This is a genomic window from Mesorhizobium delmotii, from assembly GCF_900149755.1.
In the GTDB taxonomy this organism is placed as follows: Bacteria; Pseudomonadota; Alphaproteobacteria; order Rhizobiales; family Rhizobiaceae; genus Mesorhizobium; species Mesorhizobium delmotii.
In genome coordinates this window covers 274,428-292,725 of the sequence record NZ_FUIG01000024.1, presented here as the reverse complement: position 1 = coordinate 292,725, position 18,298 = coordinate 274,428, and the positions used below count along the sequence as shown (strand labels likewise).

The 18,298-nt window shown below is 63.4% G+C and carries 21 protein-coding genes; 11 read left to right on the top strand and 10 right to left on the bottom strand.

Translation table 11 applies throughout. The features are described from left to right. Positions 1 to 48 precede the first annotated feature (48 nt). Entirely contained in the window at positions 49 to 1,251 is a 1,203-nt protein-coding gene (locus BQ8482_RS15375) for a pyridoxal phosphate-dependent aminotransferase (protein ID WP_123148545.1), read from the bottom strand. 206 nt (positions 1,252 to 1,457) lie between these two features. Here BQ8482_RS15375 and BQ8482_RS15370 point away from each other — a divergent pair, with 206 nt between their 5' ends. From BQ8482_RS15370 to BQ8482_RS15360, 3 genes are all read left to right on the top strand, one after another. Then, entirely contained in the window at positions 1,458 to 2,351 is an 894-nt protein-coding gene (locus BQ8482_RS15370; RefSeq protein ID WP_123148391.1) for an EAL domain-containing protein, read from the top strand. Further along, entirely contained in the window at positions 2,348 to 3,202 is an 855-nt protein-coding gene (locus BQ8482_RS15365) for an EAL domain-containing protein (protein WP_123148390.1), read from the top strand. Before BQ8482_RS15370 ends, BQ8482_RS15365 begins: the two co-directional genes overlap by 4 nt. Positions 3,203 to 3,327: 125 nt before the next feature. Beyond that, on the top strand, positions 3,328 to 3,939 hold the full coding sequence (locus BQ8482_RS15360) for a glutathione S-transferase family protein (RefSeq protein ID WP_123148389.1): 612 nt from the start codon (positions 3,328 to 3,330) through the stop codon (positions 3,937 to 3,939). Between the two features lie 14 nt (positions 3,940 to 3,953). Here BQ8482_RS15360 and BQ8482_RS15355 read toward each other — a convergent pair whose 3' ends face one another. The 3 genes from BQ8482_RS15355 to BQ8482_RS15345 all read right to left on the bottom strand — a co-directional run bounded on the left by BQ8482_RS15355 (position 3,954) and on the right by BQ8482_RS15345 (position 4,877). Further along, on the bottom strand, positions 3,954 to 4,208 hold the full coding sequence (locus BQ8482_RS15355; protein ID WP_123148388.1) for a type II toxin-antitoxin system RelE family toxin: 255 nt from the start codon (positions 4,206 to 4,208) through the stop codon (positions 3,954 to 3,956). Beyond that, entirely contained in the window at positions 4,205 to 4,405 is a 201-nt protein-coding gene (locus tag BQ8482_RS15350; protein WP_123148387.1) for a hypothetical protein, read from the bottom strand. The genes BQ8482_RS15355 and BQ8482_RS15350 overlap by 4 nt, the downstream gene beginning before the upstream one ends. Positions 4,406 to 4,664: 259 nt before the next feature. Beyond that, positions 4,665 to 4,877, bottom strand: a complete 213-nt coding sequence (locus tag BQ8482_RS15345; RefSeq protein ID WP_023678332.1) for a cold-shock protein — start codon at positions 4,875 to 4,877, stop codon at positions 4,665 to 4,667. A 367-nt stretch (positions 4,878 to 5,244) separates the two neighbouring features. Between BQ8482_RS15345 and BQ8482_RS15340 the strand changes: the two genes are divergently transcribed. Further along, entirely contained in the window at positions 5,245 to 5,535 is a 291-nt protein-coding gene (locus BQ8482_RS15340; RefSeq protein ID WP_425294104.1) for a hypothetical protein, read from the top strand. Between the two features lie 161 nt (positions 5,536 to 5,696). Here BQ8482_RS15340 and BQ8482_RS15335 read toward each other — a convergent pair whose 3' ends face one another. Then, a complete protein-coding gene (locus BQ8482_RS15335) occupies positions 5,697 to 6,266 on the bottom strand; it encodes a methylated-DNA--[protein]-cysteine S-methyltransferase (RefSeq protein WP_123148544.1) in 570 nt (189 codons plus the stop codon). A 180-nt stretch (positions 6,267 to 6,446) separates the two neighbouring features. On the opposite strand from BQ8482_RS15335, the gene BQ8482_RS15330 reads away from it, so the two are divergent. The 5 genes from BQ8482_RS15330 (at position 6,447) to BQ8482_RS15310 (ending at position 9,991) form a co-directional block, all read left to right on the top strand. Beyond that, positions 6,447 to 7,310 carry a lytic transglycosylase domain-containing protein gene (locus BQ8482_RS15330; protein WP_123148385.1) on the top strand — a complete coding sequence of 288 codons (864 nt, stop codon included), beginning with the start codon at positions 6,447 to 6,449 and terminating at the stop codon, positions 7,308 to 7,310. 4 nt (positions 7,311 to 7,314) lie between these two features. Continuing rightward, positions 7,315 to 7,803, top strand: a complete 489-nt coding sequence (locus BQ8482_RS15325; protein WP_123148543.1) for a GNAT family N-acetyltransferase — start codon at positions 7,315 to 7,317, stop codon at positions 7,801 to 7,803. 172 nt (positions 7,804 to 7,975) lie between these two features. After that, positions 7,976 to 8,407 (top strand): lysozyme inhibitor LprI family protein, encoded by a 432-nt coding sequence (locus BQ8482_RS15320; protein WP_244602818.1) that lies wholly within the window; start codon positions 7,976 to 7,978, stop codon positions 8,405 to 8,407. Positions 8,408 to 8,553: 146 nt separating this feature from the next. Then, positions 8,554 to 9,297 (top strand): DUF899 family protein, encoded by a 744-nt coding sequence (locus BQ8482_RS15315; RefSeq protein ID WP_123148542.1) that lies wholly within the window; start codon positions 8,554 to 8,556, stop codon positions 9,295 to 9,297. A gap of 142 nt (positions 9,298 to 9,439) precedes the next feature. After that, on the top strand, positions 9,440 to 9,991 hold the full coding sequence (locus BQ8482_RS15310; RefSeq protein WP_123148383.1) for a DUF4142 domain-containing protein: 552 nt from the start codon (positions 9,440 to 9,442) through the stop codon (positions 9,989 to 9,991). A gap of 124 nt (positions 9,992 to 10,115) precedes the next feature. Here BQ8482_RS15310 and BQ8482_RS15305 read toward each other — a convergent pair whose 3' ends face one another. After that, positions 10,116 to 10,436 carry a DUF1476 domain-containing protein gene (locus tag BQ8482_RS15305; protein WP_123148382.1) on the bottom strand — a complete coding sequence of 107 codons (321 nt, stop codon included), beginning with the start codon at positions 10,434 to 10,436 and terminating at the stop codon, positions 10,116 to 10,118. Between the two features lie 268 nt (positions 10,437 to 10,704). Between BQ8482_RS15305 and BQ8482_RS15300 the strand changes: the two genes are divergently transcribed. Both BQ8482_RS15300 and BQ8482_RS15295 read left to right on the top strand, forming a co-directional pair. Further along, entirely contained in the window at positions 10,705 to 11,094 is a 390-nt protein-coding gene (locus BQ8482_RS15300) for a DUF6152 family protein (RefSeq protein WP_123148381.1), read from the top strand. Further along, complete coding sequence (locus BQ8482_RS15295; protein WP_123148380.1) at positions 11,095 to 11,559, top strand: DUF6644 family protein; 465 nt, start codon at positions 11,095 to 11,097, stop codon at positions 11,557 to 11,559. 131 nt (positions 11,560 to 11,690) lie between these two features. Here BQ8482_RS15295 and carB read toward each other — a convergent pair whose 3' ends face one another. From carB to BQ8482_RS15275, 4 genes are all read right to left on the bottom strand, one after another. Next, positions 11,691 to 15,188 (bottom strand): carbamoyl-phosphate synthase large subunit, encoded by a 3,498-nt coding sequence (gene carB / locus BQ8482_RS15290; RefSeq protein ID WP_123148379.1) that lies wholly within the window; start codon positions 15,186 to 15,188, stop codon positions 11,691 to 11,693. Positions 15,189 to 15,412: 224 nt separating this feature from the next. Next, a complete protein-coding gene (locus BQ8482_RS15285) occupies positions 15,413 to 16,369 on the bottom strand; it encodes an SH3 domain-containing protein (RefSeq protein ID WP_208867701.1) in 957 nt (318 codons plus the stop codon). 212 nt (positions 16,370 to 16,581) lie between these two features. Continuing rightward, complete coding sequence (locus BQ8482_RS15280) at positions 16,582 to 17,340, bottom strand: metallophosphoesterase family protein (protein WP_123148378.1); 759 nt, start codon at positions 17,338 to 17,340, stop codon at positions 16,582 to 16,584. Positions 17,341 to 17,799: 459 nt separating this feature from the next. Then, on the bottom strand, positions 17,800 to 18,156 hold the full coding sequence (locus BQ8482_RS15275; protein ID WP_123148377.1) for an ArsR/SmtB family transcription factor: 357 nt from the start codon (positions 18,154 to 18,156) through the stop codon (positions 17,800 to 17,802). Positions 18,157 to 18,298: the final 142 nt, after the last annotated feature.

Sequence of the window (18,298 nt, the reverse complement as noted above, 5' to 3'; positions counted from 1 at the left end):
ATGAAAACCCGGCTCGCGGCAGGGTTTTGGTGTTTGAGATGCGCCTGATCAGATCAGCGAGGCGGTGAAGCGCTGGATTCGTGTGCAGGCCTCTTCGAGCAGCGCCTCCGATGTGGCGTAGGAGATGCGGAAGTTCGGGCCGAGGCCGAAGGCCGAGCCGAACACGACCGCGACGCCCTCGGCCTCGAGCAGCTCCGAGCAGAAGGCTTCGTCGCTGTCGATCACCTTGCCGGCTTTGGTCTTCTTGCCGATCAACTGGGCACAGGACGGATAGACATAGAAGGCGCCTTCCGGCGAGGGACATGTAATGCCGCGCGCCTGGTTGAGCATCGACACGACGAGATCGCGCCGAGCCTGGAAGATCGCCTTGTTTTTCGCAATGAAATCCTGCGAACCGTTCAGCGCCTCCACCGATGCCCACTGGGCAATGGTGCAGGCGCCGGAGGTCTGCTGGCCCTGGATCATATCCATCGCCTTGATCAGCGCCACGGGCCCGGCCGCATAGCCGATGCGCCAGCCGGTCATGGCATAGGCCTTCGACACGCCGTTCATCGTCAGCGTGCGCTCATAAAGCTTCGGCTCGACCTCGGCGATGGTCCTGAAGACGAAATCGCCGTAGATCAGGTGCTCGTACATGTCGTCGGTCAGCACCCAGACATGGGGATGTTCGAGCAGCACGTCGGCCAGCGCGCGCAATTCAGCCTCGGTGTAGGCGGCGCCCGACGGGTTCGACGGTGAGTTCATCAACAGCCATTTGGTGCGCGGCGTGATCGCCTTTTCCAACGCCGCCGCCGTCAGCTTGAAGCCGTTGTCGATGGAGGTGTCGGCAAATGCCGGGGTGCCGCCGCAGATCGCCACCATCTCGGGATAGCTGACCCAGTACGGCCTCGGAATGATGACCTCGTCGCCGGGATTCAGCGTCGCCATAAAGGCATTGAACAGGATCTGCTTGCCGCCGGTGCCGACGATGGTCTGCTCCGGCCGGTAGTCGAGATTGTTTTCTCGCTTGAATTTTTTGGCGATCGCCTCGCGCAGCGGCACGATGCCGGAAACAGGAGGATATTTCGTTTCGCCGCGGCGGATGGCCTCGATCGCAGCGTTCTTGATGTTGTCCGGCGTGTCGAAGTCCGGTTCGCCGGCACCCAACCCAATCACGTCACGGCCGGCGTTTTTCAGCTCGCGCGCTTTCTGCGTCACCGCGATGGTCGCGGAAGGCTTTACGCGGGAAAGGACGTCAGCAAGAAAGGCCATGACGATGTTATCTCCTTGGGGATGCAGGCGGTCCATCCAACCGCGGCGCTTCTCATGTCGCATCATTCCGCCAAGCGCAAGCATTGTCGGATGAGCCAGATCACAAACCCCGGCAAATCCGGCAACAATAAATTCACCTGCAGGCGGTAAAACCCCGAGTGGCTGGATCCACGACCCATTCCGCCAGTCTCGCAGAGCGAGGAACCGTGTCGCGCAGCATCGAGCATGCCCATATCGTCCGTCATGACGACGGCACCGCCAGCGGTGTCTGGGGCATCTATACGCTGCAGAGCGCTTTCCAGCCGATCTTCGCCTTCAGCAACGGCAAATTGTCCGTCACCGGATTCGAGGGGCTGATCCGGCCGTTCCGCGACGGCGAGCCGCAGTCGCCGGTGAGCTTTTTCAACACCTGTCCGACGGTCGACCGCCTGCATATCGAGGCGCTGACAAGGACGCTGCATCTTTTGAACGCCGGCGCTTGCCTGCCGCAAGAGGCATCCATCTTCATCAACTTCGATCCTTCGGTGTTCACCGACCGCAGCATCGCCGACAAGGCGCTGCGCGACATGCGGCTGGTGCTGCATGAGGCTGAGATCGATGCGAACCGCGTCGTCTGCGAGGTGACCGAGCAAAAATCAGCGTCGCAAGAAACGCTCTACAATTTCGTCGAGGCACTCAGGGCCAACGGGTTTCGCATAGCCGTCGACGACTACGGCGCCGACGAGTCCGACATCAACCGCATCAAGGAGCTCCGGCCGGACATCGTCAAATTCGATGCCCGCTGGGTCATGCAGCTGATGGAGTCCGGCGCCGGTTTCGCACTGCTGACCGCCATGGTGGCAAGTTTCGAACAGCAAGGCATCCGCACCGTGTTCGAGGGCATAGAGGAGGGCTGGCAGCTTGAACTGGCCGAGAAATCGGGAGCCTCGATGGTGCAGGGATTCGCACTGGCGCGCCCCGAGCTTGCACCGACCAGCTTTCACGCCTTCGGCAAGGACAGGCAGATGCCGGTGACAGTGCCAGATGCCGGCGAGGCGCCTGCGACTGTCTCGCCTTCGCCGCGGCCGAAACGGGCTTTCGGGCGCAAGGCGGTGCCATGACCGGGCGGCCGGACAGGCGGCGCAATGTCGGCGAAGCAATCTTTACCGATGAGGTCGGTATCGAATACGGCGTCTATGGCGCGTTCCGGTTGAGAAGCGCCTATCAGCCGATTTTTGCCCCGCGCGGCAGGTTTTTGAAGGCCGTCGCGGTCGAGGGCCTGATCGAGCCGCACCGCGCCGGCAGGTCGGTCGCGCCGCGCGTATTTTTCGAGGGCGTCCCCGTGGCGGATCGCCTGTTCGTCGAGACGATGTGCCGGGTGCTGCATCTCCGGAACTTCCGCAACATCGGCGTCGATGGGCTCGACCTATTCTTCAACTACAATCCGCTGATCAACGATGACCCCGGGCGAGCGCTGGCTGAGATCAGGCTGATGACCAGGCATCTCGCCGAGTTCGATCTCTACCCCGGCATGCTGGTCTGCGAAATCACCGAACAGGCGGCCGACGACAAGGTGCTCGTCAGCCTGGCGCGCGAGATGCGGCGTGACGGCATCCGCATCGCCATCGACGATTTCGGCACCGGGCATTCGACGGAAGAACGGGTCGCGCTTGTCCAGCCCGACATCGTCAAGATCGACGGCACCTGGTTCGCGGAATTCTGCCGCCATGCCGCCGCCGAGCGGTTTTTCCGGCCGCTGGTCTCTGCGCTGCACGACCGCGGCACCAAGGTGCTGGTCGAAGGCATCGAGCAATCCACGCATCTGCGCGTCGCGCTGGACGGCGGCGTCGATCTTTTGCAGGGTTTTTACCTTGCCCGGCCGGCGCTGGCCGGCACGCTGTTCGATGAGGAACCGCTATCGATCGACAGGCTGCTTGGCAGGGACAATAACGTCGTGCCGTTGTTTGGGTGATCCATCAGCGGCGCTGATGGTTGCGCCAAAACAAATCACTGGATGAAGCCGTTGCCGCCGGGATAGAGCCTTGAGACCGGACTCAGGCCCCAAGGGCTGTCGTTGCACGAGCGAGCGGAGCGCCAATGACCATACTCTACGGAATGATCGACAGCGGCAATTGCTACAAGCCGCGCCTGTTGATGGGCAAGCTGGGCATGGCCTTCACCAATGTCGAGGTGAGTTCGCATACCGGCGACACGCGCAAGCCGGACTATGTCGCCAAGAACCCGAACGCCATGGTGCCGCTGCTCGAACTCGACGACGGCTGGCGGCTTGCCGAATCCAACGCCATCCTGCTCTATCTCGCCGAGGGCACTCGGTACCTGCCGGCCGACAAATACGAGCGGGCGCTGGCCTATCAGTGGCTGTTCTTCGAGCAGTACAGCCACGAACCCTATATCGCGGTGCGCAAGGCGCTGCTCACCTTTCCCGAACGGGCCAAGGATGCGACGCCGGAACGGCTGGCGGTGACGCTGGAGCGCGGCAACAAGGCGCTCGGCGTGATGAACAAGCATCTGGCGGGCAGTGCCTTCTTTGCCGGTGAGGCATTGAGCGTCGCCGACATCGCGCTCTACGCCTATACGCATACGGCCGAGATGGGCGGCTTCCAGCTCGACGCCTATCCAGCGGTGGCGGCCTGGCTGAAACGAGTCGAGGCCGATCCGGGGCATGTGTCGATGGAATGGCTGGGGTAGTTCTGTCCTTACGGCTATTTCAGCAGGTGGTCATATTCGGAGTGGGTGCCGATCCAAAACCAGATCACGTCATCGTGGTCGCGGACAGCTACGGCGCGGTAGCTGAGATCAACCCGGGCCGACCAATAGCGTCCGACCTGTTTGAAATGCAGCGACGGGTGAAACGGATCAGAACGTAGCTTGGCGAAACATTTGTCCGCCTTTGCTCTGATCGACGAGGGCAGTTTTGCATAAGCCTCCCAGAATGAGGGAGTGGCGAAATGATTCACAGAGACCGGGTCCGGCCGGCGCGATGGTCAGCCAAGGCCTGCTCGGCAAGTTTATCCAGCCTGCCGGCCTTGGCGTCGGTTTCGATCTGCCGATCCCATATGTCCGCTTGCAGCGCCTCGAACCAGGCGGCAAACGCCTTCAGCTCCTCAGGGCTTAGTTCGGCAACGGATTTTTCGATCTGTTCGAGCTTGCTCATAGGCTAAAAATACCATGACTGGTACAATAAGGCCAAGGTGGCTGTTTCATCCGGAATCCGGACAGCAAAAAGGCGGGACAAAATCCCGCCTTCCCATGCTTGGTAGCCTGATCGGGAGCGTTTGGTCCGGGCCGGCAGCAATCTGCTGCTTCGGCTTGTCGGTGTCTTTCCGCTCCGGTGCGCTTCTCGCGCGACCGTCACTACATCCGTGACTTGCCGCGCGCCCCGAGCTGTCGCCCGGCGCGCGCCATTCGCAAAATCAGGCTGCCTTGCTCAGAGACCCAGCGGACGACTTGCCAGTGCGGCGGTCCTGCTCGATCTCGAAGTTGATCTTCTGGCCTTCGACCAGGGTCGACAGCCCAGCGCGCTCGACTGCAGAGATGTGGACGAAAACGTCCGCGCCGCCGCTGTCAGGCTGGATGAAGCCGAAACCCTTGGTGGAATTAAACCACTTGACCGTACCTGTTGCCATTTCGATAGTCCTTATACGTTTGCTTTAGCTTGACCGAACCTAAGTCCAGCCGGTTTGTATCGAGATTTTGGGGATAGACGTCAGCAAACGCGAATATCGCGAGGCCCGGATCGATCGGCCGAAATATCAATGGACCTCATATAGTCTGCTTCTCCGCAAAAAACAAGACTGCACGAAAAAAGGTGCTGATGCGGCGCTGCCCAATGGCCGCCCCAATCGCCTGAAAGCCTTGCAACGTCGCGCGTTGCGGAGGGTCGAATCCCTATCGCGCACGTTGCGGGGAAGGATCGCGCCGCCTTCGAGCGCCCGGTCCTGTTTGGGGAGAGGACCATGAAAACTGTTCTGCTTTGCCGCCTGCCTGACGCTGGTGGCCGCCGAGGCGCAGGCGATCTCGCGCTACGACCCGAGCCGCATGAGTTGCGGTACGGTGCGGGCGACGATCGCGCGTGAAGGCGCCGTCATCCTGCGTTACCAGTCGACGCGCACGCCGGGGCTGCCGCTCTACGACCGCTATGTGCGAAGCCAGCGTTTCTGCAACATGGGGGAGGTCAGGGCACGCGCCTCGGTGCCGAGCGCCGATACCAGGTCCTGCATCGTCTACAAGTGCAAGCGCGTGGAAACAGACCGGCATTTCCGCCGGCGCATCTTTCCGAACTAGGTCTTCGAGATCTGCGCCGGGGTGTGTTGAGATTTACGTCAGGCCGAGCCGAAAGCGGTGGATTCCGAGAACCGGAGCGGAGCGTACTTTTGGGTACGTGAGCACCGGAAGCGCAGGAAGCCGCCGTTTGCAGGCCGGCAGCACCTGAAAATCAACACACCCTAGAAGCCGAACGAGACCTGCGCCGGAGGCGGCGGACCGACGCGCACGCCTTCCATCGCCAGCATTTTTTCCTTGGTGGTCGAGCCGCCGGGCGCAGAAAAACCGCCGATCTTGCCGCCGGCGGCAAGAATGCGGTGGCAAGGGATGACCAGCGGCACCGGGTTGGCGCCGAGTGCGGCGCCCGTCTCACGCGCGAGCCCTGCATGCCCGGCGCGCTTGGCCAGTTCGCCATAGGTGGTGGTCTCGCCGAAAGCGAGCTTTCGCGCCGCGTCGTAGATGGCGAGGCGGAAATCGTCGACGCCGGTGAGATCGACCGGCACACCGGAGAAATCGACGTCCTCGCCGGCTGCATAGGCCTTTATCGACAGAATCAGCTCGCTAATCCATTGCAGTTGGGCGCTCGAAGCGGCACTGCCGGCATGACGCAAAAGCTGGCGTTCCACCGCGTCGCGGTTGCGCTGGGGCAGGCAGAGCCGGGTCAATCCGGCCTCGCTCCAGGCGATGCCCATGAAGCCGATCACGGTTTCGAAGACCGTGTGGCCGGCGACGGCTTGAGAGGTGCCTTCCATGATGTGCTCCTTTCCGCAGAAACGGATGGCAATCCAGTACATATCGAGAACGAGATATCGCATTTTCAGGCTGGTGTTGCCACCCAAAAACCATTCGAGGTCCCGACTGGCGGCGGATTGCCGGGGCAAAGGCGCTGGTGTAAGGACTTTCTTAACAGACGAACCGGACCCGAGCGCGGCTTGCCAGCAAAAATCATCTTTCCCGCGATCGGCGTGATGCTCGCTGCGGCCGGTCTCAGCGGCTGCACTTCGACCTCGCAGACGAAGGCCGTGCCTTCCCTGACTGAAACCACCGCCGCAGGCGCTGATGCCGGCTTTACGCTAGCGCTACCCGACACGGTTTCGGTGCTGCCGGAATCGTCCGGCATCGCGCCTGTCCAGATGGCGGCGCTGGCTGTCGACCCCACCGCGATGCCTGCCCAGCCGGCCGCCTTTGCCGGCCCGACTCCGCTGGACGCGACTGCACCTGCAGCCATGACGGCCGATGCCGCGTCAGCCGGCGCACCACCTGTCTATGCGACGGCCGCTGTCGCCATGCCGATCACCGGCGAGACAGGCAAGACAATGCCCGGCGTTCAGCAGGCCGCCTATGTCGTGCCTGAGGATCCGTCCGCCCTGCTTTCGACCAGCCCTGCCAAGGAGTATTCGGCGGGCCCGCGCGGCGAGATCGAGCGGCTGATCGAGAAATATGCCATCCTCTATGAGGTTCCGGTCGATCTGGTGCGCCGTGTCGTCAGGCGCGAGAGCACCTTCAATCCCAAGGCCTACAATCGCGGCCATTGGGGGCTGATGCAGATCAAGCATGCGACGGCGCGCGGCATGGGCTATGACGGGCCGGCGAGCGGGTTGTTCGACGCCGAGACCAATCTGAAATATGCGGTGAAATATCTGCGCGGCGCCTGGCTGGTGGCCGGCGGCAACGCCAAGCGCGCCGACCGGCTCTACCAGAGCGGCTATTATTACGACGCCAAGCGCAAGGGCATGCTGGGAGAAACCGGCCTTGGCCGCGACCGCGGTCGGCGTCGCCTGCAGCCGGATGCCTGAACAGATGCCTGAGCCGCGCCCGCCGGCACCGAACGACATAAGGCTGCGCAAGATCCTCGACGACACGCTTGCTCCGCCGCGCTGGCCGGAAGGTTTTGTCATGCGCGGCTTCGAGGCCGCCGACGCGCTCGCTTTGCATGCGCTGCTGACCACCGTCTTCGACGATGGCGCCGATGGGCCGTTCGAGGAATGGTGGCCGCGCATTTCAAGCGACGCGGAATTCGACGCTGCCTTGTGTTTCCTGGTTATCGACAGCAAGGGTCGGCTGGCGGGCGCGGCACTGTGCTGGACGAGGGCGTTCGTCAAAGACCTTGCCGTCCACCCCGAGGCGCGCGGCCGAGGCATCGCCGAAGCGCTGATGTGGCACGTCTTCGCCGCCTTTCGCGCACGGGGCGCTGAGCATGTCGATCTCAAAACCAGCACGGTGGAGAACGCCGCCGCCGTCAGGCTCTACGAGCGGCTGGGGATGTTCGAAGTCGATTGGGCGGGGTGAGGGGCGGTCGGCGAAGCCGATCAGCGAGCGAGCGGCCGAGGGGCAAAGTGTGGAAAGGAAGTATCCACCAAGGCGGCAGGCTGCATCTTGCCGGCAACCGCTCGGGCGTTGATCTGCGATCCTGCGGCTTTCGTGCCGCGGGCGGGGTCTCGACCGAAACCGGAGAAACACGATGCGGCTTTTGCTTTCCAAAACGGGTATGGCCAAAACAGGTCTGGTGATCCTCGCCATTCCGCTTCTTGCGGGCGTTGCGCACGCCGACGATTGCGCCAACGCGCAGGACCAGGCGACCATGAACGAATGCGCCGGCAAGTCGTTCACCGAAGCCGACAAGAAGCTCAACCACGCCTACAGGCAGATCGAGGGCCGGCTGAAGGATGATGCGGCGACGAAGAAGCTGCTGGTAAGTGCGCAGCGCGCCTGGGCCGCCTTCCGCGATGCCGAATGCGCTTTCCAGGGCGGCCCGCCCGATATGGCAGGCAGCATGTATCCGATGGTTATCGCCGACTGCAAGGAGAGCCTCACCAACATCAGGCTGAAGGATTTTCAGGGCTATCTCAACTGCGAGGAGGGCGACACGAGCTGCCCGGTGCCGCCGCAGTAGCCTCTGTCCCTGGCGAAGGCGGAGCCGTTAAGGCCTCATCGCTGGGCCAGGTGTGCAAAATGTCGGAACTCTGCTTCGCAATACGTCCTTGAGAGGCAAGGTGCGCGTAGGGCGCGCCGCCACAAGCACGGCTGATGGAGATGACGATGATCACCTTTCCCAACGAATCCGCTGAATATCGCGCCGCCCGCGAAACGCTGCTGCAAAAGGAAATCGAGCTGCGCCGCGCCATGGAGGATGTGGCCGTCGCCCGCCGTGCACTGCCGCCGGGCGGGCTGGTGCCACAGGATTATGTGTTTGACGGGCTTGGCGCCGACGGCAAGCCGGCCCGGATAAAGCTGTCGGAGCTGTTTTCGCCTGGCAAAGACACGCTGATCGTCTACTCGATGATGTTTCCGCGCCACCCGCAGGAGGCGCGCGACGTGGCGACAAGCGGCGGCACGGCCAAGCTCGCGCGGGCCGACCAGCCATGCCCGTCCTGCACGGCGCTGCTCGACCAGTTCGACGGTGCCATTGGCCATCTCGAGGCCGCCGGCTTCAATTTCGCCGTGGTGGGCAAGACCGCGCTCGAAAACCTGATCACGCTTGGCCGCGATCGCGGCTGGACGAACATGCGGCTGCTCTCGTCGGCCGGCAACAGCTTCAAGCGCGACTATCACGCCGAGGCCGACGACGGCGCGCAACTTCCGATGCTGTCGGTGTTCCATCGCGACGCCGACGGCATCCGGCATTTCTGGAGTTCGGAGCTTGGCTTCGCGCCGTCCGAACCCGGCCAGGATCCGCGCGCCATCGGCACCTGCGAGCCCTTGTGGAACCTGATGGATTTCACGCCGGAGGGCCGGCCGGACTGGAACGAACAGCTGCAATATGCCGGCGCGTGCTGCCACTGAGCTTTGCCAAGCATATTTCCGGCGTATCGGCGCCGAGCGGGGGGTGTTGGCAGGATCGCTGACACCTTCCTGTCTCCGTCGCGCAACTTCGCCGCTTGTGTCGCGTTGGTCTCTCGGAGGATCACAAATCAGGAGATTTCCTGTGAAAACGCATCTCACGCTTGCCATGGTCGCCTTGCTGGCCGGCGCGCCGGCGGCCTTCGCCCAATCCGCCACGCCGGCCGATATACCTGCTGTCGGCCAAACCAAGATCGAGACCGAGACCTTCACCAAAACGGTCCCCAGCGCCAACCGGTTCGAGATTGAAAGCAGCAAGCTGGCCGAACAAAGGAATGTCGCCGCCGATGTGAAGGATTTCGCCTCGCTGATGATTAGGGATCACACCAAGGCTGGCGAGGATTTCAAGGCAGCTCTAGAACAGAGCCAGATCACGGCCTCGGTGACAGCGAGCGGCCCCGCTTTGTTGTCGAAGGATCAGGCGATGCTGGACGAGCTCAAGGAGCTCGACGGCGATGCCTTCCAGGCGAAATACATCGTCCTGCAGACGCAGGCGCACAAGCAGGCGTTGGCGCTGTTTTCCACCTATGCGCAGTCGGGCGAAGACCCGGCGCTGAAGGAATTCGCCAAGAAGACACTACCGACGCTGCGGATGCACGAAGAGCGCCTAAAGGATCTGGTGGCCGCCCACAGCTAATGCATGTCACCCAAAAGCATGCCCTCGGGCCTGACCCTGGGCCTGACCCGAGGGTGCGCAGCGGTTTTGGGCGACAAAAAACAAGAACTTAAAGCGCGTCGCGACGCGCTTTACGCTGGCGCTCTCAGGTGTTTTTGATCTGCTCGACCGCCGTCGCCAGCAGGTCGTCCATGACGCCGCGAATCTGAACATCCGACTGGGCGACGCCCGCCGCGTCGAAATCGGCGCGTATCTTGCGCAACACATCGTCGTCCCCGGCCTCTTCGAAGTCCGCGCGCACCACCTCTTTCGCATAAGCGTCGGCGTCCGCACCGGTTTTTCCGAGTTTTTCGGCGGCCCATAGGCCGAGCAGCTTGTTACGGCGCGCCATGGCCCTGAACTTCGTGTCCTCGTCCATCGCAAACTTCTTTTCGAAGCCTTCCTGACGGTCTCTCATACTGCTCATGGTGTGCCTCGTTCAGGTGTGAGTCTCCGACCTTCATCCGATGGAGAAGAAGAGCGGCGGGTGGGGCCCGAACATGGCGCGCATAGATGTCATAAGCAAGACCGGACCGTTCATTCCAGTGATTGATCGGGCCGGTGATTGATCGGGCAGCGCCTGGACGAACGGCACATGGCGGCCGTCGCGGAAGGCCTTCGCACCGATGTGATTTGACGTTGCCGCGCGGTGACCTACTCTCGAATACTGACGGCATGAGCCGAGGAGACGAGCGATGCAGTCACCTTTCAACGGGATTCGGAGCGTCGCGCTGACAGCAGCAGTGATGCTTACCGCCGCCACCGCAGCCTATGCCCATCACGGCTGGTCGTGGACCGAGGAAGGTTTTTTCGAACTCCGGGGCAAGATCACGGCCATCTATATCGGCAATCCGCACGCCACGCTGGATGTCGACGCAGAGGGCGAGGTCTGGCGGGTGGATTTGGCGCCGCCGTCCCGGACGATCGCCGCCGGCTTCACCGAGGAGGTCGCCAAAGTCGGCGACGAGGTGACCGCGATCGGCCACCGCTCGCGCGACGAGACCGAGAAGTGGATGAAAGCATCCCGCATCATCGTCAATGGCAAGACTTATGATGTTTATCCCGACCGCGTGCCGCCGGCCTGAATGGACGAGCTCCTCGCCGGCATCGAGCAACTCGCCTTGGTGCGGGCACTGAAGGCCTCCTTCGTCGCCTATCCCATAGTCAACGCGCTGCACATCATGTCGATCGGCGCGCTGCTGACCAGCGTCTGGCTGATGGACCTCAGGATCCTCGGCGCCTTCCGTTCGCTGCCCTACGCGGAGTTCATTGCGCTGCTGCGCCGCACTGCATTTGCCGCGTTCGCCGGCGCGCTTGTCACGGGCTCGCTGCTCTTTTCAGTCAGGGCGAGCGAGTACGCGGCGATGCCGATTTTCCTCACCAAGATGACACTTATCCTTCTCGCCGGCGCCAACTTCTTCGTCTTCATGCGCCGCGCAAAAGGCGGTGACGAGCCGGCCGGCGGGACCGTCACAATCCTGGCGGTGCTGTCGATGGCTCTGTGGACGTCGGTCCTGTTCGCCGGACGGTTTATTGGGTTTCTCAACTGAGGTGAGCGTCGGCTCGGTTCGATTGCCCTGGACGGATCAGGGTGCTGTAGAAATCGCAGCGTTGGCGGGACAGCACCCCCCTCTGGCCTGCCGGCCATCTCCCCCACAAGGAGGGAGATTGGCTAGTCGCCTCAGGCAAAATACTCCTGCAGCGGCCTAACCTCCAGGCTCCCCGCCCTCAGCGCCGCAATAGCCTCAGCCACCGCAGCCGCACCCGACAGCGTCGTGTAATACGGCACTTTCTGCATCAGCGTGGCGCGGCGCAGCGACTTTGAGTCCGACACCGCCTTCTGGCCGTCCGTGGTGTTGAAGACGATCTGCACCTGGCGGTTGCGGATGGCGTCCTCGATGTGCGGGCGGCCTTCCAGCACCTTGTTTATTTTCTCGGCGACGACGCCGTTCTCGGCGAGGAAGCGCGCGGTGCCTGAGGTGGCCATTACCTTAAAACCCTGGCCGGCAAGGCGCTTGACCGCCGGCAAGATGCCCTTCTTGTCGTCGTCGCGCACCGAGACGAACAGCGTGCCGGAGCGCGGCAGGTCGACGCCGGCCCCTAACTGGCTCTTGGCGAAGGCCAGCGCGAAGTCGCGGTCGAGGCCCATGACCTCGCCGGTCGAGCGCATTTCCGGGCCGAGCAAAATGTCGACGCCGGGGAAGCGGGCGAAGGGGAACACTGCTTCCTTGACCGCGATGTGGCCGGGATTTCTGGGGTCGGGCATGGCGCCATAGTGGGCGAAGGCGTCTTCGAGGGTCTCGCCGGCCATGATGCGGGCGGCAATTTTCGCAATGGGACGGCCGATGGTCTTGGCGACGAAGGGCACGGTGCGCGACGCCCGCGGATTGACCTCCAGCACATAGACGGTGCCGTCCTTGATCGCATATTGCACGTTCATCAGCCCGCCGACATTGAGCGCGCGGGCGAGCGCCGCCGTCTGGCGCTCCAACTCGTCGACGAGGTCGGAAGGCAGGGCGTGCACCGGCAGCGAGCAGGCACTGTCGCCCGAATGGATGCCGGCCTCCTCGATATGTTCCAGGATGCCGGAGACGAAGGTCGACTTGCCGTCGCACAGGCAGTCGACATCGACCTCGATGGCGCCCGAGAGATAAGTGTCGAACAGCAGCGGGTTCTTGCCCAGGAGCGTGTTGATCTGGCCGGTCTTGTCGTTGGGGTATTTCTGCTTGATGTCCTCCGGCACCAGGCCGGGCACGGTGTCGAGCAGGTAGGTCTGCAGCATGCTTTCGTCGTGGATGATCTGCATGGCGCGGCCGCCGAGCACATAGGACGGGCGCACCACCAGCGGGAAGCCGAGCTCGCCGGCGACGAGGCGGGCCTGCTCGACCGAATAGGCGATGCCGTTCTTTGGCTGGCTGAGGCCGAGCTTGTGCAGCAGCTTCTGGAAACGGTCGCGGTCTTCGGCGAGATCGATCATGTCGGGCGAAGTGCCGAGGATCGGGATGCCGGCCTTCTCCAGCGCATCCGCCAGCTTCAGCGGCGTCTGGCCGCCGAACTGGACGATGACGCCGACCAACTCGCCCGACGCCTGTTCGGCGCGCAGGATCTCCAGCACGTCCTCCGGCGTCAGCGGCTCGAAATAGAGCCGGTCCGACGTGTCGTAGTCAGTCGAGACGGTCTCCGGATTGCAGTTGACCATGATCGCCTCGAACCCGGCATCGCGCAGCGCGAAGGCCGCGTGGCAGCAGCAATAGTCGAACTCGATGCCCTGGCCGATGCGGTTCGGGCCGCCGCCGAGGATGACAACCTTCTTGCGCGACGAGACCTGCGCCTCGTTGGCGAGCGCGCCGGCGAAAGGCGTCTCATAGGTCGAATACATGTAGGCGGTGGGCGAGGCGAACTCGGCGGCACAGGTGTCGATGCGCTTGTAAACCGGATGAACGTCGAGCTTTTCGCGTATCCTTTGTACATCTTCGACGTCTTTCCGGACCAGCGACGCGAGGCGGGCATCGGAGAAACCCATCGCCTTCAGCATGCGCAGATTGGCGGCGTCCTCGGGAATGCCGTGCTCGCGGATGCGGTCTTCCATGGCCAGGATGCCGGCGATCTGCTCGAGGAACCACGGGTCGATCTTGCACATGGCGTGGACGTCTTCGAGCGAGGTGCCCATGCGGATGGCCTGCGCCACCATGCGCAGCCGGTCGGGCGTCGGCGTGCCCAGCGCGGCGCGGATGGCGTTGCGGTCGTCGGCGTGGCTGGCTGCGCCGTGCGCGATGCCGGGGATCTCGATCTCGTCCAGACCGGTCAGGCCGGTTTCAAGCCCACGCAGCGCCTTCTGCAGCGATTCCTGAAAAGTGCGGCCGATGGCCATGACCTCGCCGACCGACTTCATCGCCGTGGTCAGCACCGGCTCGGCGCCGGGGAATTTCTCGAAGGCAAAGCGCGGGATTTTTGTGACGACGTAATCGATCGACGGCTCGAACGAGGCGGGCGTGGCGCCGCCGGTGATATCGTTCTCCAGCTCGTCCAGCGTGTAGCCGACGGCGAGCTTGGCCGCGATCTTGGCGATCGGAAAGCCGGTCGCCTTGGATGCCAGTGCCGACGAGCGGGAGACGCGCGGGTTCATCTCGATCACCACCAGGCGCCCGTCGGCCGGGTTGACGGCGAACTGAACGTTGGAACCGCCGGTCTCGACGCCGATCTCGCGCAGCACCGCGATCGAGGCGTTGCGCATCATCTGATATTCTTTGTCGGTCAAGGTCAGGGCAGGGGCGACGGTGATCGAATCGCCGGTGTGCACGCCCATCGGGTCGATGTTCTCGATCGAGCAGATGATGATGCAGTTGTCGGCCTTGTCGCGGACGACCTCCATCTCGTACTCCTTCCAGCCGAGCACGCTTTCCTCGATCAGCACTTCGGTGGTCGGCGAGGCGTCGAGGCCGGACTGGACGATCTCGTAGAATTCGGCGCGGTTGTAGGCGATGCCGCCGCCGGTGCCGCCCATGGTGAAGGACGGGCGGATGATGGCGGGAAGGCCGACATGGTCGAGCGCCTGTGCGGCGATCGCCATGCCGTGGCTGATGTAGCGCTGCTTGCGGTCGCCCTCGCCGAGGTTCCAGCGCGTTTCGAGCGCGTCGAGCGCGGCGTCGAGGTTTTCGGGCTTCTCGGCCTTCAGCGCGGCGCGTTCGGCCTCGTGCGTCTTGCGGTCGGCGTTCTTGACGTCGGTGGCGTTGGCCAGCATCGACTTCGGCGTTTCCAGGCCGATCTTCTTCATCGCCTCGCGAAACAAAGCGCGGTCCTCGGCCTTGTCTATTGCCGTGGCGTCGGCGCCGATCATCTCGACATTGTAGCGCTCGAGAACGCCCATGCGGCGCAGCGACAGTGCGGTGTTGAGCGCGGTCTGGCCGCCCATGGTCGGCAGCAGCGCGTCCGGCCGCTCCTTGGCGATGATCTTGGCCACCACTTCCGGCGTGATCGGCTCGATATAGGTGGCGTCGGCCAATTCCGGGTCGGTCATGATGGTGGCCGGGTTGGAATTGACCAGGATGACGCGAAAACCCTCTTGCTTGAGCGCCTTGCAGGCCTGGGTGCCGGAATAGTCGAACTCGCAGGCCTGACCGATGACGATGGGGCCGGCCCCGATGATCAGAATCGACTTGATGTCGGTGCGTCTTGGCATATCGAGGGTCCGTTCGGCAGGCGGCTTGCACGAAAAACCGGACGGGAAGACCCGGCCGGTTGTGCTCGCGATTCTGGTATCAGGCTAGGAGGGCCTTATAGGGAAGAGTTTTGCCTGATGTAACCCCCTAAAATGCGAGTAGGGCAGTAGGGCAGTAGGGCAGTAGGGCAGTAGGGCAGTAGGGCAGACGTTCGAGCGCCCTTTAAACATATTGCCCTACTGCCCTACTGCCTTATTCCCCTTAGCCACTCATCCCCCAGCGCCAACTGATCCGTAATCTCGAAGCGTTCGGAAACGCCGACACGGATCAGGTTCAGGCTGCCCTCGCGGGTGTAGCGGAATTCGCCTGATGCATTCGAACCGGCGGGCCGACCGGCCTGGAAGCTGATGACGCGCGTGCCGCCATCGGGCCAGGTCACGGTCACCTCGGCCTTGTCGCCGGTGTGGACAACGCCCGCCTTGCAGCTGGTCATCGGCTGGCCGACATAGCGCGCGCAAGGAATCTCGTTGCGGGCACCCAGCGCCGGCGCGGGCCGCCCCGGCGGCTGCAGCCGCGCAACGGTTTGTGCGTTGGCCGGAGCCGCTGCATTGGCGGCGCGATTTTGGCTCGCTTTCGCCGCCGCGGCCGTCTGCATCTCCTCGATCGAAGGATTTCCGCTGGTAGCGAGCGCCAGGCGGTAAGCGTCCTCGATGGCGGCCCTGCCGATTGCCTCAGCGGCTGTCATTGTGGTTTCGGGATCGGTCGCGCCCAGGCGCGCTGTCAGGTCGGGCAGCGGCTGGTCTGCGGTTGCCGGGTTCGCGGCCTCGGCTGCAGAGGCGGTGCCTTCGCCGGTCGGATCAGTATCCGCATCCGAAACGGCCACCGGATTCTCAGGGTTCAGGTAGCGCGCAGGAGCCCATCCGGTCAGTTGCGGGTTGTCGATTTCTGCAACCTTGCACCAGCGGTGGCCATTGACGTCGTTGCAGCCGAGATTGTTCACGCTCGTACCATTCGGCAGCCGAGCCTTGATCTTGCCTATCGCCGACGCCGTGGCGCGGACGTTCAGGAGATCGCCTGGAGCGAGGTCGGTCACGATGGACACGACCGGCGCCTCCTCGGCCCTGGCCGGCAGCAGCGCCGTTAGCAGGAGAGGGGCAGTGAGCGCGTACAGTGTCGTTCGGAGCGTAACTGTGCGCCTCATTATGTTGGCCGTGGCGATAGATTCATTACCGAAGGCGCGGCCAGGTACGGAAACGCCACCGCTGGCCAAGTCGATTTTATAAGCGACGACGTGGCGCTATGTAAGCCCGAAAATGCGGCTGCGACGTCAACGTGTTCAGTGTGCGGCATGAGCAAGCTCAGCGTGCGGCATGAACGCGTTTCCGCGTTCAGCCGGACATGAACGCGTTGCGTTCAGCCGGACATAAATCCGGTGCGCAGCGCGTAGGCCCATTCCGGCCGCCCCGCCTGTTCGGCTTGCCGCGCCGCCGCCTCGTGATCATAGTCGACGGCAATGGCCTCGAAGCGGGCGGGGCGGCCCGGCTCACCCAGGTCGACGATGCCGTAGCGCGCATGTGGGGAGCCTTGCTCGGAGACATGCGCCGGCGGTGTCGAATCGCCATAAGCGGGACAGCCGATGCTGCCCGGATTGAAGACGACCGGGCCGCCTGGGATTCGGATCAGCTCGCTGCGGTGACTGTGACCGCACAGCACGATGCGGCAAGCCGGATCGAGCGCGGCCAGCCGTCGCTTGATGGCGGCCAGTGGTGCTCGCACCAGCCGGCCATCTTCTATCGTATCGGTCAGATATTTTTCGTCGTGGTCGGGCCGGGCATGGAAGGCGGTCACGTCAGGCGCGATCTCCAGCGTGAGAGGCAAGGCGAACAGCGCCTCGCGCTGCGCCGATGTCAGCCGCTCCTGCGCGTAGCGGTCGGACGGCCACATGGCTTCATCGGCGGCGTCGCGGGCGACGCGGCGGTCGTGATTGCCGCGCACCGTCGGCAAGGCGAGCGCTTCAAGCCGCTCCATGGTTTCGCGCGGCCAGAGCGGGCCGGAGACGCAATCGCCGAGATTGACGATGAGGTCAGCACTGCCGCGCTGGCTGAGATCGTCGAGCACGGCGTCCAGGGCGACGATGTTGCCGTGAATATCGGCGAGGACGGCAATGCGCATGGGAAGCTCCGTAGGGTCGACGAATGACTGGTCGGGAAGGGCGGGCCTGGCAGACTTTGGTTCCTCTCCCCTGTTACACCAGGGCTACCGCAGCTGGAAAGCCGAGGCTTTCGCTCTACGATGTACCCCACCCCTAACCCTCCCCACTGTTTGGACTGGGGACATCGCGAACAGGTGTGCGAGGACATCGCGAACAGTTTTGCGCATTGTGCGCGAGGGGTTCGGGATGCCGTTCAAGGACAGAAGCGCGATGTCCCCAGTCCAACCACCCACAAGGGGGAGGGAGACTTCCGTTGGCACGGACCTCGGCAAATTGCCTGCCTTTCGGAGCCAGAGGGGAAGTTAAAGGCGCGCGGCAGCGTTCCCTCCCCCTTGTGGGGAGGGTTAGGGTGGGGGTCCACCTTCGCAAGAATCCCAAACGCGGTTGCCCTGCCTGTTACACGGGGGCGAGTTACGGCCTCAGGCGCGGACTTCGATCTCGGAGGCGCCGACCGCGGGCAGAGCTGGGTCATCGACGGCGGCGGCAATGACGCTATCGAGCAGGCCCGGAAAGCGGGCATTGAGATCGTCGCGGCGCAGCGTGATCAGCCGGCTGGTGCCGACCACTTCCGTGCGGGTGACGCCGGCCTCGCGCAATTTGGCCAGGTGGTAGCTGAGATTGGTTTTTGAGCCGAGATCGAGGAACTGGCTGCAATTCAGCGGCACGCCTTCCTTGCTGGCGAGATAGCGCACGATGGCCAGCCGCGTCGGATCGCCGAGCACGGCAAGCACGTTCGACAGGCTGATCTGGTCGGCGGCAGGGTGGGGCAGTGTCATGCCGGAGAACTAAGCGCAATCAGGGCCGATTTCAACGCATCTCTCCTGGCGGATGCACGCAGTTTCTACCTCCCGCCACCTTGTCCTGACATAGAGCTGTCAGGAGGGTTCCGCTATTCTCGGGTGGCTTCATTGACACCAT

Excerpts from the sequence above, each read along its gene's own strand:
- BQ8482_RS15335 (WP_123148544.1), bottom strand. The coding sequence starts at position 6,266 with ATGGAAGGCACCTCTCAAGCCGTCGCCGGCCACACGGTCTTCGAAACC.
- BQ8482_RS15320 (WP_244602818.1), top strand. The coding sequence starts at position 7,976 with ATGCGGCTTTTGCTTTCCAAAACGGGTATGGCCAAAACAGGTCTGGTG.
- BQ8482_RS15365 (WP_123148390.1), top strand. The coding sequence starts at position 2,348 with ATGACCGGGCGGCCGGACAGGCGGCGCAATGTCGGCGAAGCAATCTTT.
- BQ8482_RS15300 (WP_123148381.1), top strand. The coding sequence starts at position 10,705 with ATGCAGTCACCTTTCAACGGGATTCGGAGCGTCGCGCTGACAGCAGCA.
- carB (WP_123148379.1), bottom strand. The coding sequence starts at position 15,188 with ATGCCAAGACGCACCGACATCAAGTCGATTCTGATCATCGGGGCCGGC.
- BQ8482_RS15275 (WP_123148377.1), bottom strand. The coding sequence starts at position 18,156 with ATGACACTGCCCCACCCTGCCGCCGACCAGATCAGCCTGTCGAACGTG.
- BQ8482_RS15315 (WP_123148542.1), top strand. The coding sequence starts at position 8,554 with ATGATCACCTTTCCCAACGAATCCGCTGAATATCGCGCCGCCCGCGAA.
- BQ8482_RS15305 (WP_123148382.1), bottom strand. The coding sequence starts at position 10,436 with ATGAGCAGTATGAGAGACCGTCAGGAAGGCTTCGAAAAGAAGTTTGCG.
- BQ8482_RS15325 (WP_123148543.1), top strand. The coding sequence starts at position 7,315 with ATGCCTGAGCCGCGCCCGCCGGCACCGAACGACATAAGGCTGCGCAAG.
- BQ8482_RS15375 (WP_123148545.1), bottom strand. The coding sequence starts at position 1,251 with ATGGCCTTTCTTGCTGACGTCCTTTCCCGCGTAAAGCCTTCCGCGACC.
- BQ8482_RS15285 (WP_208867701.1), bottom strand. The coding sequence starts at position 16,369 with ATGAGGCGCACAGTTACGCTCCGAACGACACTGTACGCGCTCACTGCC.
- BQ8482_RS15350 (WP_123148387.1), bottom strand. The coding sequence starts at position 4,405 with ATGAGCAAGCTCGAACAGATCGAAAAATCCGTTGCCGAACTAAGCCCT.
- BQ8482_RS15295 (WP_123148380.1), top strand. The coding sequence starts at position 11,095 with ATGGACGAGCTCCTCGCCGGCATCGAGCAACTCGCCTTGGTGCGGGCA.
- BQ8482_RS15360 (WP_123148389.1), top strand. The coding sequence starts at position 3,328 with ATGACCATACTCTACGGAATGATCGACAGCGGCAATTGCTACAAGCCG.
- BQ8482_RS15280 (WP_123148378.1), bottom strand. The coding sequence starts at position 17,340 with ATGCGCATTGCCGTCCTCGCCGATATTCACGGCAACATCGTCGCCCTG.
- BQ8482_RS15345 (WP_023678332.1), bottom strand. The coding sequence starts at position 4,877 with ATGGCAACAGGTACGGTCAAGTGGTTTAATTCCACCAAGGGTTTCGGC.